Annotated in this window: 22 protein-coding genes; 7 read left to right on the top strand and 15 right to left on the bottom strand. The window is 63.8% G+C overall.

The window, feature by feature from the left end; genetic code table 11:
- Nucleotides 1-306 precede the first annotated feature (306 nt).
- Nucleotides 307-1,722, bottom strand: a complete 1,416-nt coding sequence (locus tag JQ586_RS35755) for an adenylate/guanylate cyclase domain-containing protein (RefSeq protein WP_212399339.1) — start codon at nucleotides 1,720-1,722, stop codon at nucleotides 307-309.
- 552 nt (nucleotides 1,723-2,274) lie between these two features.
- Here JQ586_RS35755 and JQ586_RS35750 point away from each other — a divergent pair.
- From JQ586_RS35750 to JQ586_RS35740, 3 genes are all read left to right on the top strand, one after another.
- On the top strand, nucleotides 2,275-3,633 hold the full coding sequence (locus JQ586_RS35750) for an MFS transporter (protein WP_212399338.1): 1,359 nt from the start codon (nucleotides 2,275-2,277) through the stop codon (nucleotides 3,631-3,633).
- 208 nt (nucleotides 3,634-3,841) lie between these two features.
- Complete coding sequence (locus JQ586_RS35745; RefSeq protein ID WP_212399337.1) at nucleotides 3,842-4,600, top strand: phosphotransferase; 759 nt, start codon at nucleotides 3,842-3,844, stop codon at nucleotides 4,598-4,600.
- A 318-nt stretch (nucleotides 4,601-4,918) separates the two neighbouring features.
- Nucleotides 4,919-5,434 (top strand): response regulator, encoded by a 516-nt coding sequence (locus JQ586_RS35740; RefSeq protein WP_212399336.1) that lies wholly within the window; start codon nucleotides 4,919-4,921, stop codon nucleotides 5,432-5,434.
- Here JQ586_RS35740 and JQ586_RS35735 read toward each other — a convergent pair.
- From JQ586_RS35735 to JQ586_RS35685, 11 genes are all read right to left on the bottom strand, one after another.
- Nucleotides 5,431-6,639 carry an HWE histidine kinase domain-containing protein gene (locus JQ586_RS35735; protein ID WP_212399335.1) on the bottom strand — a complete coding sequence of 403 codons (1,209 nt, stop codon included), beginning with the start codon at nucleotides 6,637-6,639 and terminating at the stop codon, nucleotides 5,431-5,433. The genes JQ586_RS35740 and JQ586_RS35735 overlap by 4 nt on opposite strands.
- A 709-nt stretch (nucleotides 6,640-7,348) precedes the next feature.
- On the bottom strand, nucleotides 7,349-8,722 hold the full coding sequence (locus tag JQ586_RS35730) for an amidohydrolase family protein (RefSeq protein WP_212399334.1): 1,374 nt from the start codon (nucleotides 8,720-8,722) through the stop codon (nucleotides 7,349-7,351).
- A complete protein-coding gene (locus JQ586_RS35725) occupies nucleotides 8,719-10,302 on the bottom strand; it encodes an ABC transporter substrate-binding protein (RefSeq protein ID WP_212399333.1) in 1,584 nt (527 codons plus the stop codon). The genes JQ586_RS35730 and JQ586_RS35725 overlap by 4 nt, the downstream gene beginning before the upstream one ends.
- 12 nt (nucleotides 10,303-10,314) lie before the next feature.
- Nucleotides 10,315-11,634: a dihydroorotase gene (locus JQ586_RS35720; protein WP_212399332.1), complete on the bottom strand. Its 1,320-nt coding sequence runs from the start codon at nucleotides 11,632-11,634 to the stop codon at nucleotides 10,315-10,317.
- Nucleotides 11,635-11,644: 10 nt separating this feature from the next.
- Entirely contained in the window at nucleotides 11,645-12,301 is a 657-nt protein-coding gene (locus JQ586_RS35715) for an aspartate/glutamate racemase family protein (protein WP_212399331.1), read from the bottom strand.
- A gap of 7 nt (nucleotides 12,302-12,308) precedes the next feature.
- Nucleotides 12,309-13,193 carry a polysaccharide deacetylase gene (locus JQ586_RS35710; protein ID WP_212399330.1) on the bottom strand — a complete coding sequence of 295 codons (885 nt, stop codon included), beginning with the start codon at nucleotides 13,191-13,193 and terminating at the stop codon, nucleotides 12,309-12,311.
- Complete coding sequence (locus tag JQ586_RS35705; protein WP_212399329.1) at nucleotides 13,180-13,995, bottom strand: ABC transporter substrate-binding protein; 816 nt, start codon at nucleotides 13,993-13,995, stop codon at nucleotides 13,180-13,182. The genes JQ586_RS35710 and JQ586_RS35705 overlap by 14 nt, the downstream gene beginning before the upstream one ends.
- A gap of 14 nt (nucleotides 13,996-14,009) precedes the next feature.
- Entirely contained in the window at nucleotides 14,010-14,774 is a 765-nt protein-coding gene (locus JQ586_RS35700; RefSeq protein ID WP_212399328.1) for an amino acid ABC transporter ATP-binding protein, read from the bottom strand.
- A complete protein-coding gene (locus tag JQ586_RS35695; RefSeq protein ID WP_212399327.1) occupies nucleotides 14,771-15,628 on the bottom strand; it encodes an amino acid ABC transporter permease in 858 nt (285 codons plus the stop codon). Before JQ586_RS35695 ends, JQ586_RS35700 begins: the two co-directional genes overlap by 4 nt.
- A complete protein-coding gene (locus tag JQ586_RS35690; RefSeq protein ID WP_212399326.1) occupies nucleotides 15,625-16,452 on the bottom strand; it encodes an ABC transporter substrate-binding protein in 828 nt (275 codons plus the stop codon). Before JQ586_RS35690 ends, JQ586_RS35695 begins: the two co-directional genes overlap by 4 nt.
- 39 nt (nucleotides 16,453-16,491) lie before the next feature.
- Nucleotides 16,492-17,448, bottom strand: a complete 957-nt coding sequence (locus JQ586_RS35685; RefSeq protein WP_212399325.1) for an N-carbamoyl-D-amino-acid hydrolase — start codon at nucleotides 17,446-17,448, stop codon at nucleotides 16,492-16,494.
- Between the two features lie 152 nt (nucleotides 17,449-17,600).
- On the opposite strand from JQ586_RS35685, the gene JQ586_RS35680 reads away from it, so the two are divergent.
- Nucleotides 17,601-18,488, top strand: a complete 888-nt coding sequence (locus tag JQ586_RS35680; protein WP_212399324.1) for a LysR family transcriptional regulator — start codon at nucleotides 17,601-17,603, stop codon at nucleotides 18,486-18,488.
- 135 nt (nucleotides 18,489-18,623) lie between these two features.
- A complete protein-coding gene (locus JQ586_RS35675; RefSeq protein WP_249148573.1) occupies nucleotides 18,624-19,112 on the top strand; it encodes a dCMP deaminase family protein in 489 nt (162 codons plus the stop codon).
- 33 nt (nucleotides 19,113-19,145) lie between these two features.
- Here JQ586_RS35675 and upp (JQ586_RS35670) read toward each other — a convergent pair whose 3' ends face one another.
- The 3 genes from upp (JQ586_RS35670) to JQ586_RS35660 are packed head-to-tail and all read right to left on the bottom strand — an operon-like array spanning nucleotide 19,146 to nucleotide 22,290.
- On the bottom strand, nucleotides 19,146-19,775 hold the full coding sequence (upp, locus tag JQ586_RS35670) for a uracil phosphoribosyltransferase (RefSeq protein ID WP_212399323.1): 630 nt from the start codon (nucleotides 19,773-19,775) through the stop codon (nucleotides 19,146-19,148).
- Nucleotides 19,776-19,789: 14 nt separating this feature from the next.
- Nucleotides 19,790-21,001, bottom strand: a complete 1,212-nt coding sequence (locus JQ586_RS35665) for a URC4/urg3 family protein (RefSeq protein WP_249148572.1) — start codon at nucleotides 20,999-21,001, stop codon at nucleotides 19,790-19,792.
- Between the two features lie 41 nt (nucleotides 21,002-21,042).
- The gene (locus tag JQ586_RS35660; protein WP_212399322.1) at nucleotides 21,043-22,290 is read right to left on the bottom strand and encodes a GTP cyclohydrolase II; all 1,248 of its coding nucleotides are present in this window, start codon (nucleotides 22,288-22,290) and stop codon (nucleotides 21,043-21,045) included.
- A 272-nt stretch (nucleotides 22,291-22,562) separates the two neighbouring features.
- On the opposite strand from JQ586_RS35660, the gene upp (JQ586_RS35655) reads away from it, so the two are divergent.
- Together upp (JQ586_RS35655) and JQ586_RS35650 are read left to right on the top strand one after the other, a co-directional pair.
- A complete protein-coding gene (gene upp, locus JQ586_RS35655) occupies nucleotides 22,563-23,198 on the top strand; it encodes a uracil phosphoribosyltransferase (protein WP_212399321.1) in 636 nt (211 codons plus the stop codon).
- Nucleotides 23,199-23,639: 441 nt separating this feature from the next.
- Nucleotides 23,640-24,674, top strand: coding sequence for an ABC transporter ATP-binding protein (locus tag JQ586_RS35650; RefSeq protein ID WP_212399320.1), 1,035 nt, complete (start codon nucleotides 23,640-23,642; stop codon nucleotides 24,672-24,674).
- The last annotated feature ends 15 nt before the right edge of the window (nucleotides 24,675-24,689 follow it).

The following is a 24,689-nucleotide window of genomic DNA, read 5'->3' as shown; positions in this document are numbered from 1 at the left end:
GAAAAATCAGAGACGGTGAGGATGACGTGGGCCATTCCGTTGATTTGGATCATCATTCAAAATCCTTTGCCTGGCAGCAAGACCGTCTGGTGGATTTTCGGCGCTCGGGAGCCTGTTGCAGTGCGCCTACCCGGTGATCGAAATCAGGATCTTGTCTTACTCCGGGAGAGTGCGGCAAGGTCCGCTTGGCCAAGTGAACACCTTCATCTATCGCGTGCTCAACGAGCGAAGCAGCGAGAAGCGTGGCCTGATTGAACCGGTTTTAAGGAGCCCCGGCGTCCCGGAAGCCTTGAGTTCACGCTTCTGCTATGGAATCTCGTACACCACCAGTTCGTCCGTGATACCGCGCAGCGATGCGCGCTGCCGCACCGGCTCGAGGCTGCTGGTCTTGAGGATTGACGAGGAACCGGGATGCTCGACAACCGGCCCGGTCGCGAAAATCGAGCGCGAGACGGCAAGGCCCTGAACACGCGAGGCGATGTTCACCGTCTGACCGAAATAGTCCTGCCGATCGTTCACCATGACCGCGAGGCATGGTCCCTCGTGGATTCCGATCTTGAGCAGCAAATCGCGATCGCCGTGCTTGATGCTGGACATCGCGTCGCGCATGCGCAGTGCGGCCGCGATCGCCCGATCCGGGGTAGGAAACGTGGCCATCACGGCATCACCGATGGTCTTCACGACCGCACCGGCTTCGGCGGCGATGATCTCGTGGAGGATGCGGAAATGCGCTCGCACCATATCGTACGCAACGAGATCGCCGACCCTCTCATAGAGTTCGGTCGAGCCCTTGAGATCGGTAAACAGAAAGGTGAGACTGGTGATTTTCAGCCGCTGGTCGACGTCGAGCGTATCGGTACGGTAGATGTCCCGGAACGTCTGGTTCGTGAGCAGGCGGTTGGCGGTGAGGAACGGACGGCGCTTGCCGAGCAGGTGATGGAGCGCCTCGCCGGCGACACACACCGCCGGCAGGACGCGCACATCGGTTCGGTTTTCCAGCGCCAGCCTCAAAGGTCCGGGACGCATCTGAAGCGTCGCGCTCTGGGCGCGGACCTTGTTGAAAACGACCGTGAGGTTCTGGCGCTCTCGCGTCGGTTCGCCCTTGACGTCGAGGAACTGCGCCGCATGCGTAACCGGATCGAATACGATGACAAACTCGGAAGGCAGTTGCAGCGAAAGTGATGCTCTTTCACCCGGCGGCAGTTCGATCGAGTCGATAACGATCTCATCGATGATTTGCTCAAATTTGTCGGGCAGATCGATGCCGGTGCCAAAAAAGATCTGCCGCTGATATTCCCACATCGGCAGCGCCTGGGGGTCGTGTGCGGCGATCCGCCGAATGCGCGGGTTCACTGTGAAGGAAACCTCGACCATTTCATCGAGGGTCGCCTGGTAGCCGGCGCCACACAGCGCACAGTTGTAGTCATGGGTGTGGACCGTCTTGAGCGACGTGTTGGCGTCGAGCACGCCGCCACACCCTGGGCAGAGGACGTTCCAGGACAAATCGAACAGGCCGACGCGGGCCGCGTGGAGGAACGCCGCAATAGCCCGTTCCTCGTCCAGCCGGTTTTTGACAGCGAAATCCAGAACGTTCACCCGGTTGAGCGCGCGGTCGGGCCCTTCGCGGACCAACGCCTCGATGGCGGTCACCGCATCGCCGTCGGCCGACTGACGCAATACGGAGAACAGTGCTTCCGTTTCACTCGCCTGGACGCCGTTCATGGTCGAACCCTGGCAAGAAAATCTCGGCATCTCCACGGGGCACGTACGAACTTGTGTGAACCGACGTCTGCTGGGGACGGGTTCGCCAGGATGACGATAGCACACCACGGTTTGGCAGGCGACTGCCGCGCTGCGCGATTTCGATCCGGCCGGGGCCCGGAGCGGGTCATCAGCGTCGGCTCGATCGTTTGCGGGTGACTTCTGGTCTCACCTCGACTTCGGACGTCTGCCCTGCTGCGCCAACGGTCGCCAAGGCCACAAGCAGACTCGGGGTCCATGGAGTGATGAGCGAGAATGGCTGCAGGGCGGCCGAGAGGCCGCCTTTTCGCTTCTCGCTAGGGGCCATTGCACCACCTCCGGGTTACCACCTCTGGGCTCCCGCCCTTCAGGATCGAATCCTTTTGATCGCTGGACAGGTTCGCTCGCCGAGCACGACCATCAGGAGTTCGCAATAGGCGATGATCCGCACCCGTTCTGACGGGCGTTGGGTCGGGACGTCGGGCCGACCTCGTCACACGGCCGGCGCCATCGTGACATGCTGGAGGTTGTGAAATGGACTCGCGTCCGACCATAAGCAGCGACCCAAGGTCGATCCGAACGATCGTGGCGGCAAGCGCCATCGGCACCACCATCGAGTGGTACGACTTCCTGATCTACGCGACGGCGGCGTCGCTCGTTCTCAACAAGCTGTTTTTCCCGACCGAGGATCCGCTGGTTGGAAAGCTGATATCGATCAGCACCATCGGCGTCGGCTTCTTCGCCCGGCCGATCGGAGCCATCATCATCAGCCATTTCGGCGACCGTATGGGCCGGAAGGCGCCGTTGATCCTGACGCTGGTGAGCATGGGGCTCGCAACGACCCTGATCGGCCTGCTTCCGACTTATTCCAGCATCGGTATCGCGGCTCCTATCCTGCTGGTCGCGTGCCGCCTGGTGCAGGGATTGGCCGTCGGCGGGGAATGGGGCGGCGCCGTGCTGATCGCCACCGAACATTCGCCACCCAACAAGCGCGGCTTCTATGGCAGCCTGGTTCAGATTGGTTTTCCGCTGGGCATGAGCCTCGGCACCGCCTCGTTCTTTGCGCTGGGCTATCTCGACGATCAGCAATTCATGTCCTGGGGCTGGAGAATCCCGTTCGTCGCAAGTGCGGCACTGGTGGCGATCGGAACCTTCATCAGGCTCCGGATCGACGAAACCCCGGATTTCAAGCGCGTCGTGCGCGAAGGCAAGGTCGCGCGCATGCCGGTTTGGGAGGCCGTATTGCGCCATCCGAAGGACATTCTCATCGGGCTCGGCGCGCGCATCACCGAGATTTCCTGGATCTACGTGTTGACCATCTTCGGGCTGAACTACGCCGTCACGACGCTGGCACTGCCTCGCGGTCTGGCTCTTGGCGCCATCGCGCTCGGAGCGGCGGTGGAGCTGATTACCATCCCGCTGTTTGGCGCACTCTCGGACCGCGTCGGCCGGCGTCCGATCTATCTTCTCGGCTGCGTTGCCGCGATCCTGCTTTCGTTCCCGGTTTTCTGGGCACTCGCCACGCGTGATCCAGCCGTGGTGGTGCTGGCTTTCGTGATCGGCATGTCGGTCGGGCATGGTATCATGTATGGCGTCCAGGCAAGCTTCCTCAGCGAGATGTTCCCGTCGAACCTCCGCTACAGCGGCGCGTCACTTGGATACCAGATCGCTGCACCAATCGGAGGCGGGCTGGTTCCGCTGGCCGCCACCGCGGTCGTGGGATTCACCGGCGGCGCGACCTGGCCGGTCTCGTTGCTGATGATCCTGATCGCATCGATGACCGTGGTCGCCGTGCTGGTCGCACGGGAGACGGCACCGAAGCTCGCGCGTCTCCAGCCGGCCTTGTCGATCGTCGGCGACGCATCGCCCAACACCACTTCGGTCATGCTCTGATGCAAGACGTGCGGCATCGAAGGTGACGACGCGCTCGCGATTGCCCGAAAACGTTGATGTCTGAGCTGCCGGGATCTGAGCTGCCAGGACCTGAGCTGCCAGGATAGAACGGATATGCTCTGCCCATCGGCATTCAGTCGCTTCGGGACAACAGGTGACATTCGCCTGTATGATCTCTTGCCGGCCGGCTCGGCGAGGAGTGCCTTTGATGTCGCTGGCGGGATGGGAGGCACTCGGGCAGTGGGGTGAAGACGCAGCTCGCATCGAAAGGCTCGCTGGCGGGGTCGCCAACGACGTATGGAGCGTGCGCGTCCGCGGACAACTCGCGGTCGGTCGTCTCGGTACGAGAAGCGATGCTGATCTCGCGTGGGAGATCGAACTCCTCCAACACCTTGACCGCGAAGGCCAGACCGTGCCGGTGCCGGTCCCGACGATCGACGGCCGGCTATTCGCAGACGGTCTCCTGGTGATGACACATGTGGAGGGCGGGCGGCCCGAGACCGAGGCCGACTGGCGTCGCGTAGGCGAGACGCTCCGCCGGCTGCATCGGCTGACGCAGGGCTGGCCGCAGCGCCCAGGTTGGCGATCGTCGACCGACCTGCTGTATGCCGACACGGGCACGAGGATCGACCTCGGCGCGATGCCGACCGAGGGCGTCGCTCGATGCCGGGCAGCCTGGGCCCGGCTCGTCGGGCGTCAGACCTGCGTTGTTCACGGCGACCCCAACCCGCGCAACATCCGCATGACCGCCGATCGGGTTGCGCTGATCGACTGGGACGAGTCGCACGTCGACGTCCCCGACCTCGACCTGGTGCTGCCCCACAACGCCGCCGGTCTCGACGGCTGCGCGCATGACATCGCCGCGCAAGCGTCAGCCGCATGGGAAGCCGCCGTCTGCTGGGACGACGAATACGCAATCAAGCGGCTTGCCCAAGTTCGAGCGGTCTGTGCCAGCGCGGCGGCTTGAAGACCGCCCTGTGTCGATGGAATCGGCCAACAGCGGACATTATCGGGCGGACTGTTATTGCGTCTCTTCTGCCGGAAATGGCTCTTACGATTTGCGGCCTGTAAAACCGCTCATAGCGGCACCATCTTTGAGTATTAGCGGGGCCTCCACCAGATATTCGCGTGCTATTGCACGATGTACTGCCTCCAGGTCGTTCGACGTGTTGGACAGGCGAAACCGCTCATTGCGAAGGTTCCATCGCAAAAATACCGGAAGCGCGGGCAGGAATGAGCTAGGATACCGTTTTACGAAGACGGGGCGCTTAGTCCGGAGTTCTTCATGAGCCAATCCCACCGTCGCGCCGACCATCTGCCTCTTGCAATGCGACGAGTTTTGATTGTCGAGGATTCGAGCGTCATTGCCGCCAAATTGTCGCTGATCGTGGCTTCGGCAGGAGCCGAGATAGTTGGTCCGGTGGCGACCGTCGCATCTGCAATCAACGCGATCGCCACTGTGAGCTGGATCGATGCCGCCGTGCTGGACGTCGATCTCCGCGGCGAACTTGTTTTTGGCGTGGCCGAGGCGCTCGTCGCCCGTCAAGTCCCGCTTCTGTTTCTTACGGGCTATGATCTGAAGGCCTTGCCCGAGCCTTGGCGCGCATGGCCGCTCATGCAAAAGCCGTTTGCTTCGACCGACGTCGTCAATGCGGTCCGGGCCGCGATCAAGGCCGGCCCGCGGCGTTTGGACGTCACGCCGTCGCAGACGCTTTCCCTTGGGGATCGCCGGAGGTCCGATGCGGTTAATGCCAGTCGAAACCTGATCATGGAAAGTCGTATTATCCGCAATAAAGACTAGAGCGGCAGATCGACGGAAACGTGCACACCGTCCCTCGTGAAATCAACTGTAGTCCTTGCGTCGAGCTCAAAAGGCAGTAGCGATTCCAAAAGCTCCAGACCAAAGCCCCTGGTCGATGCGTCTGCGGTCAATGCCGCCCCCGATTCATGCCAATCCAGGCGAAGCCTCTCCCGGTCCACGTTCGCGACGCTGCCCCAACTGATCTTCAAGCGCCCCTCAGGCCGTCGCAGAGACCCGTGTTTCACGGCGTTCGTCAGGAGTTCGTGAACGGCGAGCGCAAGCAGTTGAATGGCGGCCGGCGGCAGCGGCTGCTTCGGTCCTTCCAGCAGGACGACCTCGCCGCGCAGGTCGAGCCCGCGAGCGGTAAGCTCCAACCGGATCAAATCCTCTACAGTGACGTTCGGCTCAATATCGCGTGACAGGAGACCCTGCACGCGCCCAAGCGCCGCCAACCGCTCCTCGAAACGAGGCGCGAACTCCTCCAACGACCGGCTGGCGGCCAAGGTCTGGTCGGCAACGCCCGAAATCACCGTCAGCAGGTTTCGGGTGCGGTGCTGGAGCTCGTGAATGAGAATCTCCTGCTCGCGGCTTCTCCGCAGTGCGGCCTCAGCGAGGGCGCGTTCAACGAGATGGGCTGCCGATTGCGCAAACAAGTCCGCCCATCGCAATTCGCGGTCGCTGGGTGTGTAGGGATCGTTGAAGTGAACGGTCATGACCCCCAGGAGTTCGTCTCGCCGGGTTTTCAACGGCGAGCTCAACGCCGCACCATAGCCAAGCTCGGCGGCCGTAGACGCATGGTCTGCCCAGCGAGGATCCGAGGCGATGTCTCCGGCCACTACTCGTCCGCCGGTCCGGATGCAGACGGCGCAAGTGGAGTGGAAGTCCCGATCGATCGGCGGCACGGCGGCAAGCGCCTTCTCGTCAAAGCCCCGCGACGCCGCGTAGGACAGGGTGCCGGCTTCAGGGTCGAGGATCTGAACGGTGCCGCGAACGCTGTCGAAGACGCCCAGTGCTGCGTCGAGCACCTCGTTCAATCCGGTTGACAGGTCCGAGATCGCGAGCAGCCGATCGGCAAGTCCGTGCATCCGCGTCATGGTGCGCAGTTCGTCCGTCAGCGTTCGCTGCAGATCGTCCCGCTCGCTGATTGCGGTCTCAGCTTCGAACAGCTGCCGCCTCAGACTTTCGATGGTCGGTTCATCGTCCATGTCCGATCAACGCAAACTTGCCCATGGGACATTGGGAAATCGATCAACTTTTGGCTCTGCGAGGGTCGGTTTTAGGTCACAAACTGCGCTCGTTCAAGCCGTCGCCATGACCGTCCAGGGCCAACGGCCGGTGCAATCACTCTTCATCGGGAAACGCCGCGGCCGCCACCAACGGCCATCCCGTGTTAGCTTGCGCCGCATGGTACAGGACACAGCGACACTTCTCGCGCGTGCCGACCGGGCTATCGCGGAAGCGAAGCGGCTAGGTGAGATGAACCTGGCCTGGTATGATGTCGTTCGGGCGAACATGGATGCCCTACGGCTTCTGCCCCGGTTTGAAGCGGCCAGATCCGAGACCCGGTACCCTCAGGACTTCGGGGGTAATTCCAAACGCATGTGATTGCCGGGCTACCTTCCTTGGTAGATATTGGAGGCATGTCACCGTCCGAGATGCGGCAGCTGGCAGACACCTATGAAGCGAGAGCCGGTTGGGTTTCTGACCAATCCAAGCGGACCGACCTTCACGCGGCCGCTGATCGCTGGAGGCGCCTCGCTCATCAGACTGAGGCGCTTGAAAAAAACCCCACCTATCGGATCATCCGCCGGGCGAGCGGCGCCAACTAAGGCGGGCCGGACTGAACGCTTTCAGAATGCGTTCTGAGCCCCTTTTAGTGCGCAAGCGGAGCCTGCATCGCGCCCGCTTGCCCTGTCAGCCGCTAAAGGCCGCCTGTGCTTCTGGCAGGTCCCAGATCTTCCGGATCGCAGCCGCACCGGCCGATGTAATCGCTGCTTCGTCGCCGTTGACGTAGCGGCCCTCGTCGATGAGCACAATTCCGTCGACGATCGTCTTGTCGATGTTAGCCCGGTTGGCCAGCGCAACGAGTGCTCGCCTGGGATCGTAGAGCGGCTGAAGGTGCGGATGGGTCAAGTCGACGACGGTGAGATCGGCGGTCGCTCCTGGCGCGACCGTGCCAAGATCGGGACGCCTGATGACGCAGGCCGCGGTTGCGGTGATCGACTCGATCAATTCCGGGGAGTTCGCAACATCGGCGCGCTGCGAAGACGTCTTCGAGATGATTGAAGCGGCGTTGAGCTCGCCGAGCAGGTCCATATTGTAGCCGTCGGTGCCGACCACGGTGCGGACCCCCTGCCCTGCGAAGCGACTGAACGCCGCGGTTACACCGGCGCGCGCAAATACACGCGGACAATTCAGCACGGTCGCACCGCGCGATGCCATCAGCTTCAGATCGTCGTCCGTGCTGGCGATGCAGTGAGCGGCCAGGAGATCGGGGGCAAGCAAGCCGAGCCAGTCGAGATATTCCGCCGGCGTCCGGCCACCGTAGCGCTTGCCGATGGTCTCGACCTCGGCGCGGCTCTGCGCCAGGTGGGTGGTGACGGGAACGCCGAGCTCGCGCGCACGCGCCGCGCAAGCCTTCAACAGATCCGGCCCGCAGGTGTCGGTCGCGTGCGGGCTCATGGCGAGGCCAATGCGGCCGTCGCCGCGGCCGTTCCAGCGTTGATAGAGCGCTTCCCAGGTCGCCATGTCGGCCGCCCCGTCATCGCCAGCGTAGCGGACCACGCCATCGGGACCGGCCTTGGCATCCGACGTCGAGAACAGATAGGGCGCGCCGTAGAAGCGAATGCCCATCTCCTCCGCCGCGTCGAACATCTCCGGGATTGAGTTACGGAACGGCTCCATCACCGTGGTGGCACCGCCCTTGAGGAGCTGGAGGATGCCGAGCCGCGCGATGGCGAGGCGTTCCTCCGCCGACAGCAGGTCTGCGCCGCGCTTGGTCAATGGCAGGAGCACGGTGTAGACGATGCTCTGGTTGTTGCGGCGGCCGTTGCCGTCCTCGGTGTGGCTGCGCGCCACCGCCTCACTGAAGCAATGGTTGTGGAGGTTCAGGAGGCCCGGCAGGATGAAGCGGCCCGGCTTGTCATGGACCCGATCTGCGGACGGCCTGTCACGCGTGACTGCCGCAATTCTCTTGCCCTCGACCAGGACCCAGTGGTCGCGCAGAACATCCTGCGCACCGTCCTTGCGCGCCAACACATAGCTTCCGAAGATCGCGATCGTGCTCATGCGGGTCTTACGTTCCAGAATACGGCAGTGCCGTCGAGGATGCCGGTGATGCTTTTGCGATAGGCGGTCGGCTGCTTGTACAGGCCAATGGGAAGATAGGGAATCTCCGCGAATGCCAGCGCCTGGATCTCGCGGCAGACACGCTGTTGCTCGGCGAGGTCGGAGGCGGCCAGCCACCGGCTGCGCAAGCCGCCCATCTTCTCGCTCGCATACCAGCCGGCGACCTTGCCTTCGCCACGGAGATTGGTATTGGCGGCCGGATTGAGCCAGTCGATCCCCTGCCAGTTGCCGACGGCGGCGCTCCAGCCGCCCTGCCCAATCGGATCCTTCTTGAGCTGACGTTGCAGTACGACGGCGAAGTCCAGCCCGGCATACTCGACGTTCATGCCGGCTCTCCGCAGCGTGTCGGCGGCGATCTCGCCAAGCGGCCGCTGCGCCAGCGAATTGGTGGGCACCAGCAGCACGATCTTCTCGCCATTGTAGCCCGCGGCCTTCAGGTCGGCCCTGACCTTCGCGTAGTCGCGCGGACCGCGGAAGACCTCGAGGCCGACGTCGCTCGCCATCGGCGTGCCAGGGGCGAAGAAGCCGATCGGCGACACTTGATAGGCCGGATCGGTGCCCGCCACCGCCGTCATGAAGCTGGATTGATCGATCGCACCGAGCAGCGCGCGGCGAATGGCGGGATTGTCGAACGGCGGCTGAAGGTGATTGAGGCGCAGCATGCACGCATAGCCGCGCGGGTCGAGAACCCGGGTTTCGATGTCGCCGGCGGCCTTGATCACCGGCAACAGGTCGTGCGGCGTCGTCTCCTGCCAGTCCTGCTCACCGGTCTGGAGCGCGGCGACGCCGGTGCCGGCGTCCGGTGTGGTGGTCCAGACCACGCGGTCGTAGTGCACGATCTTCGGACCGGCGGTCCAGTCCGGCTTGCCTTCGGAACAAGGCTGATAGCGATCGAACCGGGCATAGGCGTTGCGCGCGCCCTGCACGCGCTCGTCGGCGAGATAACGGAACGGGCCGCTGCCGATCACTTCCGTCAGCGGCTTTAGCGGATCCTGGCTCGCCAGCCGCTCGGGCATCATGAAGGCGGCGTTGATCGCGGCCTTGCCGAGCGCCTGCGGGAGGAGCGGAAACGGTCGCTTGAGGCGGAAGCGGATGGTGCGGTCGTCGGCGGCGCGCAGTTCGTCGGTCGCCGCCGCCAGCTCGCCGCCAAAACCGTCACGCGCCGCCCAACGCCGGATGCTCGCGACGCAATCGCGCGCGAGAACGCGTTCGCCGTCGTGCCAGAACAGGCCATCGCGCAACGTGAGGTCCCACGTGAGCCCATCATTGGAGATGACATGGCCCGAAACCATCTGCGGCGAGACCTGGAGCGAGGAGCTCATCCCATAGAGCGTATCGTAGACCATGAAGCCGTGATTGCGCGAAACCTGCGCGCTCGAATAGATCGGGTCGAGGAAAGCGAGATCGATCACGGGGATGAAGCGGAGCGTGGTCTGCTCCTCGGCGCGCAGGATCCCCCCCAGCGATAGCGCCGGCGCGGCAGCGACGGCCTTGAGCAGGGAGCGGCGAGAGACCGGCATCGAACGAAACTCCTAGGACGCGAAACGGGCAAGACGGCCGATCGGTACGCCCAGCACCTCGTCGTCACGCATGACGGCTTGTCCGCGCACGATGGTGGCAACCGGCCATCCCGTGATCTTCTTGCCGGCGAACGGTGTCCAGCCGCAGGGTGAGACGATCCAGGACTCTTCGATGGTGCGTTTCGCCTTCATGTCGACCAGCGTGAAATCAGCATCGTAGCCGGCGGCGAGCCGTCCCTTGCCGACGAGGCCGTAGACGCGCGCGGGTCCGGCCGCCAGGAGATCGACAAGGCGCGACAGCGACAGGCGGCCGGCATTGACATGATCGACCATCACGGGGACCAGCGTCTGCACGCCGGTCAGGCCGGCCGGACAATCGGGCCAGGGCAGCTCCTTGGCGGCGCGTGAATGCGGCGCGTGGTCGCTGCCCACGGTGTCGACGATGCCGTCGCGCACCGCAGCCCAGCTCGCTTCCTGGTGACGCGGACCGCGGATCGGCGGGTTCATCACGCCGAAACCCTTGAGGTTGTCGTAGCAATCCGGCGCGACCTGGGTCAGGTGATTGACCAGCACCTCAACGGTCGCAACATCGCGATGATCGCGCAGATAGGTCAGTTCCTGGGCCGTGGAGACGTGAAGGATGTGCGCGGGCCGGCCGGTCTTGCGGGCGAGGGCCATCAGCCGGCGCGTGCCGAGAAAGGCGCATTCCTCGTCGCGCCACTCCATGTGCGAGCGATGCGGCATTCCGCGCTGGAACATCGGCTTGCGCGCCTGGAGGCGGTATTCGTCCTCGCTGTGGAAGGCGATGCGGCGGCGGCCGGCCCGCATCACCCGTTCCAGATGCTCGTCGTCCTCAACCAGCAGCGAGGCCGTGGACGAACCTGCAAACACCTTGATCGCGCATACGCCGGGCTCGCTTTCGAGATGCGCGAGCTCGCCGATATTGGTCTTGGCGCCGGCGATATAGAGACCGATGTCGCACCAGCTCTGTTCCTCGGCAAAGCCGCGCTTCCAGTCGAGCCGCTCCTGATCGACGATCGGCGGATTGGTGTTGGGCATGTCGAACAATGTCGCAATGCCGCCGAGCACGGCGGCGCGCGTGCCGGTACCAAGCGTCTCCACTGCCGGATCGCCGGGGTCGCGCAGATGAACATGGCTGTCGATCAGGCCGGGCAGGACGTGAAGGCCGCTGGCGTCGACCACCTGATCGGCAGTGTCGGCCGAGCTCGCCGACAGCGTCTTGATGGTGCCGTCCGAGACGCCAATGGTGGCGGCTTCCTCGCCCCAGGGAGTCACGCAGGTGCCGTTCCGGATCAGTAGATCAAAGTGCATCGTCCGCCTTTCAAGCTCTCAACAGAACAGCACCGATCGCAGCGGCGATCGCCTGCTGCGCCGGCTCCACCACGGGTACCCCGATCGCCGCCTCGATCGGCGCACGATGCGAAGCCATGCCCGCGCAGCCCATCACGACGACATCGGCGCCGCGTTGCGTGACCAGCGCCCTGCCCGCCTCGATCAGGCGCTGGCGGATATCGGCTCCCGCCGTCTCCGCTGCGCTGGCGCCCACTGACCAGCTCCCCGCATAGCGGCCGTCGACACTCATCTGCCGCACCATGCGTTGCTGTCGGCGAATGCTTTGCGGCGACAGCGCAATGATGCCGAAGCGCTCGCCCAGCGTCAGCGCGCGCAGAATGCCCCATTCGGCGATGCCCATGACCGGGCGGCCGCCGGCCGCCTCCCGGACTGCATGCAGGCCGGGATCGCTGAAGCAGGCGATCACGAAGGCGTCCGCATTTTCGCGCGCGACACGGCCCAGGAGCGGCATGACGACGCTGTCGGCATCGCGCTGCGAGATGATGCTGGGCGGGCCTTCGGCGAGGCCCACCACGTCAATCTCCGGACCGCCTGATATCCTGAGCGGCGCAGCAGCCTCGTCGATCGCCGCGGTAACCGCTGCGGAGGAGTTCGGATTGATGGTCAGGATGCGTCGGCGGGTCATGCTCGGCTCAGCGATCAGTGGCCTCGTGGCGCTGGAAGTTACCGGCGATCGCCTCGCCGGTGGTGATCCAGAGGTCCGGACAGGATCTTGCGTAGGTCAGGAATTCGCGCAACAGGCGAAGTCGCATGGGACGGCCGCTGCATTGCGGATGCAGTACCGTCGTCACCATCGCGCCCCAGTCCCTGACTTCGTCGAGCTCGTCCTTCCAGATCGAGAGCACATGCTCCTTGGGAAAGATCGACCGCGGGCTGAAGCGGGCCGAGAGGCCGTGCATCCAGTCGTCATAGCTCGCGGTCACCGGCAGTTCGATCGTGCCCGGCTTGCCGTCGGCGAGACGGTGGCGATACGGCCGTACGTCGTCGCGGAACGAGGACGTATAGACGATGCCGTGACGCACCAACGCGGCGCGCAGCTCCTCGGTGAACTCCCCATAAGGCGCGCGATAGCCGATCGGCTTGACGCCGAGCCGCCGCTTCAGCGCCTGGAAGCCGCGCTCCAGTTCCTCCTCGATCCAGGGATCACCGGGATCGGGCAGAAGATGATGGTAGCCGTGATGACCGATCTCGTGGCCAGCCTTGAGAATCGACTCGGCCATCGCCGGGTGCGCATCGACCGACCAGCCGGTGACGAAGAACGTCGCCTTGAGATCGAGTTGCTCGAGCAGCTCCAGCAGTTTCGGCGTGCCGACCCGTGCTTCATAGCCGCCATAGCTCATCGTGATCAGGCGTTGCGCGTGGACAGCGTCCTTGCTGGTCCACGCGCTTTCCGCGTCCACGTCGAAGGACAGGAACATCGCCGACGTATATGGCTTGGGCCAGGGATAGTCCGGTGCAGGATCCGCAGTGTTGGCCGGAACGAGCGGGATGCTTGCAAGTGCCTTACTGTCCAGCATTGATGGTCGCCTTTTCTATTCCGTTGTCGTTCAATTTCCACTTGGCAAGCAGGGTGCGATAGGTGCCGTCCGCGATCAGCGCGTCGAGCGCCTCCACCATCGCCTGCTGCAGCGCCTTCTCTTTCACGGGCAGTGCAATCCCCGTGAACCCGGGCGAGAAGGTCTCGCCGACTGGCGTGTAGGCGCCGGGCTCGAGATCCACGATGTAGGGCAGCGTCTCGCTGCCCTGAACGGCGGCGTCGATGCGCCCCTGCTTGAGCTGCGTGCGGGCGTCGGCTGAACCGTCCGTGCCGACGAACTGGACCGGATTGCTACTGCAATGCGCTTCGCTCCACGCGGCGACCTGCGCGGGGAACGCGGTGCGGCGGCTGGCGCCGACCTTCTTGCCGCAGAGCGCGACCGCATCCTTGAACGCAGCCCCTCGCGATTGCTGCACGAAGAAATGCGGCCCGCTGCGCAAATAATCGACGAAACTTGCCGCTTCGTGCCGGCTCGCATAGTCGGTCATGCCGGACAGGATGGCGTCAACGCGGCCCGTCGCGATCGACGGCATGAACTGGTCGAAGCTGGTTTCCTGCCATTCGAACTTGACGCCGAGCTTGCGGCCGAGTGCCTCGCCGAGATCGATGTCGAAACCGGACAGCGCGCTTGTCGCAGGATCGCGAAATTCCAACGGCGGATAGTTCGGCACGATCGCGACCTTGATGCTGCCGCGTTTGGCGATCTCCGCCGGCAGCTCGATCGCCCCCACCGAGGCGGTCGCGGCACACAAGAGCGCCGTTGCAACCAAGAGCCTGATCATCCAAATGCCCCCATTCAAATCACCGCCGACAGAAACGCCCTGGTGCGCGCCTCGCGCGGTGCGCCGAGCACGTCCGAAGCCTGCCCGGATTCGACGATCGAGCCCTGGTCCATGTAGACGACACGGTCCGCGACCTCGCGTGCGAAGCCGAGCTCATGCGTCACCACCATCATGGTCATGCCGCTTTGCGCGAGTTCCTTCATGACCGCAAGCACTTCGCCGACGAGCTCGGGATCGAGTGCGCTGGTCGGCTCATCGAACAACATCAGCATCGGCTTCATTGCAAGCGCCCGCGCGATGGCTACCCGCTGCTGCTGGCCGCCGGAGAGCTGCGCCGGATAGGACTCGGCCTTGGCTGCCAACCCGACGCGCCTGAGCAGCTCGATCGCCTCGGCGCGAACCTGGTCAAGCGGACGGCCCTGCACCTGCGCCGGACCTTCGACGATGTTCTCGAGCGCGGTCTTGTGCGGAAACAGGTTGAAGCGCTGGAACACCATGCCGGTCTTGAGGCGCTGCCGGGCGATCTGCCGCTCGGAGAGACGATGCAGGCGCCCGCCCTGCTCGCGCACGCCCAACAGGTCGCCGTCGAGCCAGATGCCGCCGCTGTCGATCGCGGTAAGCTGATTGACGCAGCGGAGCAGCGTGGTCTTGCCCGAGCCTGACGCGCCGATCAGGCACATCACCTCGCCGGGCCAGACGTCCAGCGAGACGCTCTTGAGAGCCTGAAACTCTCCGAAGTTCTTGCAGACGGACCGGATCGCGACGAGGGGTCTTGTCATCGGGCCACCCGCATTGTGCCACGGGCAAAGCGTCGCTCAAGCAGCATCTGCAATGGCGTCAGGACCGACACCACGAGCAAATACCAGAAGCCGGCGACGATCAGGAGTTCGATCACACGCGAATTGGCGTAGTAGATGTTTTCGGCGTTGTGCAGCACCTCCGGATACTGGATCACGCTGGCGAGCGATGTTGCCTTGACGAGACCGATGAACTCGTTGCCGATCGGCGGGATCACCACCCGCATGGCCTGCGGCAGGATGATGCGCCACAGCGCGCGCAGCCGACCCATGCCGATCGCCTGGGCTGCCTCATATTGCCCGATGTCGACCGAAAGCATGCCGGCGCGCATCACCTCGGACGTGTAGGCGCCCTGGTTGATGCCGAGCCCGAGCAGCGCAGCGAGAAACGGCGTCATGACGTCGACGGCGCGGGCGCTCCCGAGACCGGGGACGCCGATGGTCGGAAACACCAGCGCGAGATTGAACCACAGCAGCAGTTGCAGGATCAGTGGTGTGCCGCGGAACAGCCAGGTATAGCCGGCTGCGACCGATCTCAGCACGGGATTGGGCGACAGCCTCATGATCGCGGCGACCACGCCAAGGACAATGCCGAGCAACATGGCCAGCACGGCCATCACCATCGTATTGACGATGCCTTCGAGGATGACCTTGGCAGTGAGGAAGCGGCTGACATAGGACCATTCGATCTGGCCGCCGGCAAAAGCGCGAGCGATCGCGGCGAGCACCAGGACGATCAGCGCCGCGCCGAACCAGCGGAACCAGTGCGGCTCGCGCGCCAGTCGCATCCCCGACAGATCGGGAAAGCCTTCGGCGAGTGCGGGCGCCGCCTTCATTGCGGAGCCGCATTCATCAGGGGCTCGGCGACGGCGTTCGCGCCCAGTCCCCATTTGTCGAGAATCGCCTTGTAGGAACCATCGGCGATCATGGCGGTGAGCTTTTCGGTCACCACCTCGCGCAGCGCCGTGTCGTCCTTGCGGAACATGATGCCCTGATAGCCCTTGGCAAAGGGCTCGCCGACGACGCGGTATTTGCCGGTCTCCTGCGATTGCGCGTAAGGCAGTGTCTCGCTGCCCTGCACGGCCGCGTCGATGCGGCCTTGCTTGAGCTGGTTGCGGACGTCGATCGAGTTCTCGCCGGGGACATACTGGATCGCAGGCTTGCCGGCCGCCTCGCAGTTCTGCTTGCTCCACTTCTCGATCTCGACCGGGAAGCTCGTGCTGCGCGTGGTGCCGACCTTCTTGCCGCAGAGGTCGGTGGCCGCCTTGGCCTCGCTCTCAGCCATGACGAAGAATTGCGGACCGGTGGTGAGATAGTCGACGAAATCGGCGGTCTCTCGCCGCGAGGCGCGGTCCGAAATGCCGGAAATGATGAAATCGGCGCGCTTGGTCTGAAGCGAGGGGATCAGTTCGGCGAACGGCGTTTCGCTCCAGGTGATCTTGAGGCCCCCGAGCCGCTTGGCGAGTTCGCCTGCCAGATCAATATCGAGCCCAACGAGCTCGCTGGTTGCCGGATCGCGATATTCCATCGGCGCATAGGTGGAGTTGACCGTAAGCCGCAACGTGCCCGCCTGCTTGATCTCGGCCGGAAGTTCGGCCGCCTGTGCGGAGGTGGCAGCCGCAAGCGCTGCAAGTCCGAGAATAAGCGGGAGGCGTGTCATGTCGGCTCCTTTCCCCAACGCCGTGACCGGCGCTTGATGTCAGTCCGCATCGAGAATGGCAGGCTCGATGACGCCTGCCCGTTCGGTGATGACCCTGTATTGCTCCGGCCGCCGATGGGCGGCGAAATTGAACATCTTGTCCTTGCCTTGGCGGCAGAGATCGAGGTCGACGTCTGCGACGACCACTTCGTCGGCCAGTGTCTCGGCCTGCGCGACGATGCGACCGTTGGGATCGACGATGCAGGAGCCGCCAATCAACCCGGAGCCGTCCTCCTCACCCGCTTTTGCGACCGAGATTGCCCAGGTCGCGTTCATGTAGGCGTTGGCCTGCGTGACGAGGGTCGAATGGAAGGTGCGGAGCGCGGCGTCTTCCGTCGTGCCGCCGTTCGGATCGTAGGCGGCCGAGTTATAACCGATGCAGACGAGCTCGACGCCCTGAAGGCCGAGCACGCGCCAGGACTCCGGCCAGCGGCGATCGTTGCAGATCATCATGCCCATGATGGCATGCTCCCAGGCCAGGCCGGCGCGGAAGGCGGGAAAGCCGAGGTCGCCATATTCGAAATAGCGCTTCTCGAGCTGCTGATAGCGCGCGCCCGGCCGCGGTTCGACAGAGCCCGGCAGGTGCACCTTGCGATAGCGGCCGACGATGTCGCCGTCGCGGTCGACCAGGATCGCACAATTGTAGCGGCGGCCATCCGCCGTCAGCTCGGCATAGCCGACATAGAAGCCGACGCGCAGCGCGCGCGCCCGATCGAATAGCGGCGCGACGGCGGGGTTCGGCATGCCATGCTCGAAATACCGGTCGAGCGCCTCGCCCTCGAGCAGCCAGCGCGGAAAGAAGGTGGTGAAGGCAAGTTCCGGAAACACCACGAGGGTGGCGCCGCGGCCGGCCGCCTCCTCGAGAAGCCTGAGCATCCGGCCAAGCGTATGCGCGCGCGTGTCGGCCTTTTGCGTCGGCCCCATCTGGGCCGCGGCGGCACGAAGGATACGAACCAAGACCTGCCTCCATCATGTGCGCAGTGCCGTCTCAATGGGCGAATGAACCCGTTGATCCAGCGTGCAAATCCGGCGCCATTACACAAAAGCCGGGCGACAAAATCAATTCATCGCGCTATGATGTTTTGGCCAAGAATATAATCTGGGATTATATGAACCTGCGCCAGCTGGAGATCCTGCGTGCCGTCATTCGCCACCGGACCACGGTCGCGGCGGCGGACGAACTGGCGCTGTCGCAGCCTGCGGTGAGCAATGCGCTGAAGACGATGGAAGCCCAGGCCGGCTTTGCACTGTTCGAGCGCGTCAACAACCGGCTGTTTCCGACAGCCGAAGCGATGGCGCTCTACAAGGAGAGCGAGGCGATCTTCGCGCTGCATGCCAAGCTCGAAAACCGGGTGCGCGACCTGAGGGAGAACCGATCGGGACATCTCTCGATCGTGGCCACCCCGCCGCTCGCCTACAGCGTCATTCCACCGGCCTTGTCGGGTTTCTTGCGGCGGCGTCCCGAGACGCGGGTGTTTTTCGACGTCCGCCGCTACGAAGGCATTATCGAGGGCGTGCTCAGCCGCGTTGCCGAGCTCGGTTTCGCACTCGGTCTGACGCATCATCCGGGCATCGCGCACGAGGTGGTTCATTCCGGCGAGATGGTCTGCGTGCTGCCGCCGCAACATCCCCTGGCCGAACAGCCGATCATCTCCGCGACCGATCTGGTCGGATTGCCCTTCATCGGACTTGAGCGCGGCACGCGCCTCGGTGAAGCCGTGCGCGACAGCTTTGCCAGAGCCGGCGCACCGTTCCAGCCGACCGTCGAGGTACGCTATTGCAATACGGCCTGCGTCCTCGCAGCCGCCGGCGTCGGCGCGGCTGTCGTCGACCCATTCTCCCCGCGCCAAGGCGGCGGCAACGGCCTGGTCGTGCGCCCCTTTGCGCCGAAAACACTCGCCGTCGCCTATATGCTTTGGTCGGAGGCAGAGCCCTTGTCGCGCCTGGCCAAGGCATTCCTGGGCGAAATTCGGCAGGCAAGCCGTTTGCTGGACTGAGCCAAGCGCGCGGTCGGAGTCGCCGAGCCTCTCCCGCGCACGAGTGTGGAATGATGCGGACGGCATCAGGTAACCGGCTATTGACTTTTTTTGCGCCTATTTGATGCTAGGCAGATATTAAAGAGGTCGGACGAATTGCGAGACAAGAAATGGGATGAGCGGTTCATGCTTCTGGCGCATCAACTGGCGCACTGGAGCGTTGAAAAGGGACGTCGCGTGGGCGCCGTCGTGGTCGGCCCCGACAATGAGATACGTTCGACGGGGTATAATGGCTTGCCGCGCGGGGTTAACGACGCGGTGGAAGAGCGACACTCCCGCATAACAGGCGCAAAATACATCTGGAGCTGCCACGCCGAGCAGAACGCCATTTTCAACGCTGCGCGCATCGGGACGGCGCTCAAGGGCTGTACGATCTACGTTCCCTGGTTTCCATGCGTGGAATGCACAAAAGCGATTATTCAATCGGGCATCTCCGAGGTCGTGGGCTATGAACCTGACCAGCCCAATTCCAATTGGTCCCAGGATTTTGCGATTGCTGCCACGATGCTGAAGGAGGCAGGCGTCGCCGTCCGGTTCATACCGCGGCTCGCAGAACTGCCTGACGTATCCGAGGAAGATGATTGATCAGGCAGCTTCCGCCAGCGCCATCAGATTCAGCTATCGGGTACCGTAGGCACGGTCACCCGCATCACCAAGGCCCGGCAGAATATAGGCGTTCTCGTCGAGTCCTTCGTCGATTGCGGCAAGCCAGATTGGAACATCCGGATGGATACCGCGGATGCGCTCGACCCCTTCGGGAGAGGCGATCAGACTGACCAGCCGGATGTCGTTGGCACCGCGCTCCTTCAGCCGGTCCACCGCCGCGACGGACAGGTTTGCCGTTGCCAGGACCGGGGCAATCACGATGACGAGCCGCTCGTGCAGATCGCTCGGGGCCTTGAAGAAATACTCCACGGCCACGAATGTTTCGGGTTCGCGATAAAGGCCGATATGGGCGACACGCGCAGTCGGCACGAGATCGAGCATGCCTTCCGCGAAGGTGACGCCGGCGCGCAGCACCGGTGCGAACACCAGTTTTTTGCCTGATATCTCCGGCGACTTCATCTTCGCCAGCGGCGTCTCGATTTCGACCGCGGCCAGCGGCAGATCGCGGGTCACCTCGTAACAGAGCAGCATGCCGATCTCCTTGAGGAGCTCGCGAAACGACTTGGTCGAAGTGTCTTTCCTGCGCAACAGCGTCAGCTTGTGCTGCACCAGCGGGTGGTCAACGATCGTGACGCCTTCCATGCCAAGCCCCTGCCCTAGAACACCGTGCCATCGCTGATAATCTTGACCGGAGGCGACGCGTCGGCGCGGCGCTCGCGCGCCAGCCGCCGGCCTGCGGCCCAGGTTCCTCCTTCGAGGATCTTCGCCAGCGGCAGCGCATTTGCATCGAGCCCGAGACGGCGCCGCACGTCATCCGCGACGCGGTCGAGCAACGCCACCGTGAGCCCGCGCCACTCCACGACGAGCGGCGACGCGACATCGTGCTCCCGGTATGCATCGCCTTCGTCACGGAATGTCAGCACACCATTGTCGATGAAGAGGCCGCCGTTTCGATACTCGGCAAGGCCGGTCAGCCCATCGATGTCGGTCACGGCAATGCCGGCATTCTGCAGCGGCTCGATCAGCGAATAGGCCAGCCATTGCGAAAGCTTGTGCAGCGGCATGAGCTGGCTGGTCGCATCGTCAGTCGTCAGCATGGGATGTTTCCAGCAATCGCCGAGCGGGACTTCGCCGAGCACCAGCCGCGACGGCCAGATCGGCCCGAGCTCCCTCAACAACTCCGACAATATCGTGGGGGCCGGAAGCCTGCGATCCTCGGCCAGCGATACCAGCCGGTCGAACAGCCCGCCGGGCCGCGGCGTATCGCAGCGTCCGAACACCGCCGGCTTCGAGGCCAACAGCCGGCCGAGGCTGCGCAGCAGATTCACCCGGCCGTCGATGCCGACCAGCGGATTGGCATCCGATATCTGCATGCCGCGCGCGAGGTCTTCAACGGAAAGATCCGCGAGCGCGTCGGCATCGGCTCGAAGCGGCTGCCGCGGATCCGACGAGAATGTGCCGGCGGTGAACATCGCAAGCGAGGCCAGTCCCAGTCCCTCCGAACGGCCGATGGCCGATCCGGTCACAGGGTCGCGGTAACGCCATGACGGTCCGGCGCCGGCGTCGAGGAAGACGCTGACCATGGCCAGATCGAATTCGGCGCGAGCCCGCGCCGCGGGCTCCTGCCATGCGATCTGGTCGGCGAGCCGGGTCCAGCGATCGACACCGTTCAGGGAAAAATGCCGCCAGCGCGAATGAAACGGCACAGCCAGCAAAGGATACGCCTGCCGCGTGGTCTCCACCACCAGTTCGGCCGTCGAGTCCATGCGGTCGAGGTGGATCCGGAAGCTCGGGAGCCGGTCCTCGAGGCCGATCGCGAGAAGCCGGTGCGCGCGCTCCCGCACTGCCCCCGCACTGAGCAAAGACAAGGCTGCCGACGTCTCGGAACTCACGGAGGACACGGCCGCGCTCAGTACTTGTCGAGCGAACGGCCGACGAAGTCGCGCTGGGTCGTCTCCTCGGCTGAGTAATAGCCGGCAGCCTTCTTGGCGACGATCTCCACCTGGGCATCCGCCGGCACCAGATCGTCGGGGATCGGCACGCGCTCGACGATGTCGATGCCCTGGCTCACCAGTGCGTCATACTTCATGTCGCTCATGGAAACGAAGCGGTCGATGCGTTTCAGTCCGAGCCAGTGCACGACGTCAGGCATCAACTGCTGGAAGCGGGCATCCTGGACACCCGCAACGCATTCGGTGCGCTCGAAATACTGGGCGGCAGCATCGCCGCCTGCCTGCCGTTTGCGCGCATTGTAGACCAGGAATTTCGTCACCTCTCCGAGGGCGCGGCCTTCCTTTCGATTGTAGATGATGATGCCGAGCCCGCCGGTCTGTCCGGCGCGCACGCATTCCTCGATGCCATGCAGCAGATATGGGCGGCAGGTGCAGATATCGGAGCCGAACACGTCGGAGCCGTTGCATTCGTCATGCACGCGGCAGGTGATGCTGGTGCGATGGTCCGGCAATTTGGCGACATCGCCGAACAGATAGGCCGTGGTGCCGCCGATCGGCGGCAGGAACACATGAAGATCGGGCCGGGTCACCAATTCCGGAAACATGCCGGCGGTCTGCTCGAACAACTGCCGGCGCAGATTGCTTTCGGTCGTGGCGAAGCGCGTTGCGATTCCCGGCAGATACCAGACCGGGTCGATCGCGATCTTGACCACGGAGACGCTTCCATTGTCGTGAACGACGGCACCGTCGCGCTTGAGCCGACCGGCAGATATCGCGGCCTGCAATTCCGGCAAATCGAGCCGAGCGCGGGTGATGGCAATGCTCGGACGGATATCGACGCCCTCGGCGATCTCTTTCGCGAACGCCTCTGCCGCCAGGTGCCCCCATGGATCGAGCGAGACGATCCGGTTCGGATCCATCCATTGCGGGAACGGCCCGATCGTGGCAGCAGGTTGCGTATTGGTCAGGTCCGGACGCCGGATCGGATCAAGTGCGCCCGACGAGACTGCCAGCGCCCGATAGATCGAATAGGAGCCGCTGTGAGTGCCGATGACATTGCGCTGCTGGGGGCGTGACACCGTCCCGATCACCGGTCCGCGTTCAACCGCCGAGGCCGCTCCCCAGTGAATCGGGAAATCGATCTTCGCACCCGGCGCCGGATGGGACGTAATCCGAATGTGATCGGTTCGATTAGAACGCGTCATCGTCACACACCAATAGATGTCGATTGCCAGCCGAGCCCGGTTGCCAGCAATCGAAGGATTCTCCAGTATGGCCGAATTGCGGCTGAACACAACGACCGTTTCGGGACCAGCGCGAGGCATTAGCCGTATGGTTTACGACGCGATCATGACCCGCGCAGCCAAGCCGCCCCTGTCTACCCGCCCATGAACATGCGGCGCGCGATGGCTAATAACCGCATGGGGCACGCTCCTTGCACGACGTCCCACGTGCGCCACCCGGACCAAGCGATCTCATGACCAAGCAAAGCGTGAACCTCGTCAGCCACCCCCTGGTCCAGCACAAGCTCTCGCTGATGCGCGCCAAGGATCGCTCCACCAAGGGGTTTCGCGAGCTCCTGAACGAGATCGGAATGCTTCTCTGCTATGAGGTCACCCGCGACTTGCCCTTGGAGATGGTCGACATCGAAACGCCAGTCGCCGCAATGAAGGCCCCCAAAATCGCGGGCAAGAAACTCACGCTCGCTCCGATCTTGCGGGCTGGTGTCGGATTTCTCGACGGGATGCTGGCGCTCGTTCCGTCAGCGCGCGTAGCGCATATCGGCCTCTACCGCGATCCGGAAACGCTTCAGGCCGTGGAGTACTTCTTCAAAGCGCCACAGGATGTGTCGGACCGCATCGTGATCCTGCTGGATCCGATGCTTGCCACAGGAAACTCGGCCTGCGCCGCGGTCAGCCTGCTCAGATCGCGAGGCGCCCGAGACATCAGGTTCGTCTGCCTGCTCGCGGCACCGGAGGGGATTGCCCGATTTCAGGACGAGTGTCCTGACGTCCCGATCTGGACTGCTGCCATCGACGAAAGACTGAATGATCACGGCTATATCGTGCCGGGCCTGGGTGATGCCGGGGACAGAATGTTCGGCACCAGGTAAGCCGCTTCGCCATGGGGGACGAATTGTCAGAGGCCACAGAGCGGTCTGATGAAAATGCGAACAACGTGACTGATTTGTGCGCACGTCCCCTCCTCTCCCATCGCTCTAGGCTGACGACAGGAGATCGCAAGCCATAGCGGCTCCTGTCGCTTCCGGGTGCGGAAAGGCCATGACGGCGTCAACATCGCACTGCGAAAGGACTGTTTTTCAACACCACCCCAATCGCTTACGTCTGGAGCAAGCCTGAGGCGCGGTGGCGCCGAAACCTGACCTCCCTGCCTGATCGGAGCAAGCCGTCGACTTCGCCGAACGGCGGGACTTGCCCACTTTTTGTCGCGTCTGTCGCAATTTATGGCACACCTGTTGCATCCCACCATGGCTAGCGTTCCTGGGTGACAAAGTCGCCGAGGGACCTCGGCAAGACGATGCGGAATGGTGCGGATGACGACGACGGCGGCACTCGAACTGGTGCAATTGACGAAGAAGTACGGCGGCGTCACCGCCGTAGACGCCATCAACCTCAAGATTCCCGCCGGCTCCTATTGTTGCCTGCTCGGGCCGTCCGGCTGCGGCAAGACATCCACGCTCCGCATGGTGGCAGGTCATGAATCGGTGACATCAGGCGACATCCTTGTCGGGCCGAAGAATGTGACGGACCTGCCGCCCGCCGATCGAAGCACGGCGATGATGTTCCAGTCCTACGCCCTGTTCCCGCACCTCTCCGTCATCGACAACGTTGGCTTCGCCTTGAAAATGAAAGGCGTCGCCAAAACCGCGCGCCATGCCGAAGCCAGGAAGCTGCTGGACCTCGTCGATATGCAGGCTTACGCGGCACGGCTGCCGGGCCAGCTTTCCGGAGGCCAGCAGCAGCGCGTGGCGCTCGCACGCGCGCTGATCACCTCTCCCCAGATCCTGCTCCTGGACGAGCCGCTTTCGGCACTCGATCCGTTTCTGCGGCTGCGGATGAGAGCAGAACTGAAAAAGCTGCAGCGCGAGCTTGGGATGACATTCATCCACGTGACGCATGGTCAGGACGAGGCGATGGCGCTGGCCGACATAGTGGTTCTCATGAATGGCGGCCGGATCGAGCAGCAGGGCTCACCGCGTGAAATCTTCAACCACCCCCGGACCGAGTTCACCGCAAGATTCATCGGCGGCCACAACGTCGTTGCCGTGGGCGCCGAGACCTTCGCCGTTCGGGTTGATCGGCTGGCGCTGAAAACGCCGAGCGAGACCGTCACCGGCCCATCGACAGCGGGCACCATCAGCGAGGTCGAATACCAGGGGACCTATGTTCGCGTCGTCATCGCCATCGACGGCGGATCCGAAATCTCGGCCCAAATCACGGAAACCCAATTCGACACGGCCAGCTACGCCGTCGGCGAGCGCGTTCTCGCCACATGGGACCCGGCGCAGGCCAGCCTTCTCACGACCACCGGTTCTGCAATCGTCCGATCGCCTGAAAAGGCGGCGTGACACTCAAGGGAGACA

Origin of the sequence: Bradyrhizobium jicamae, assembly GCF_018130215.1 — a bacterium.
GTDB classification, from domain to species: domain Bacteria; phylum Pseudomonadota; class Alphaproteobacteria; order Rhizobiales; family Xanthobacteraceae; genus Bradyrhizobium; species Bradyrhizobium jicamae_A.
The sequence above is the reverse complement of the archived record's forward strand: the minus strand, read 5'-3'. Positions and strand labels throughout refer to the sequence as shown.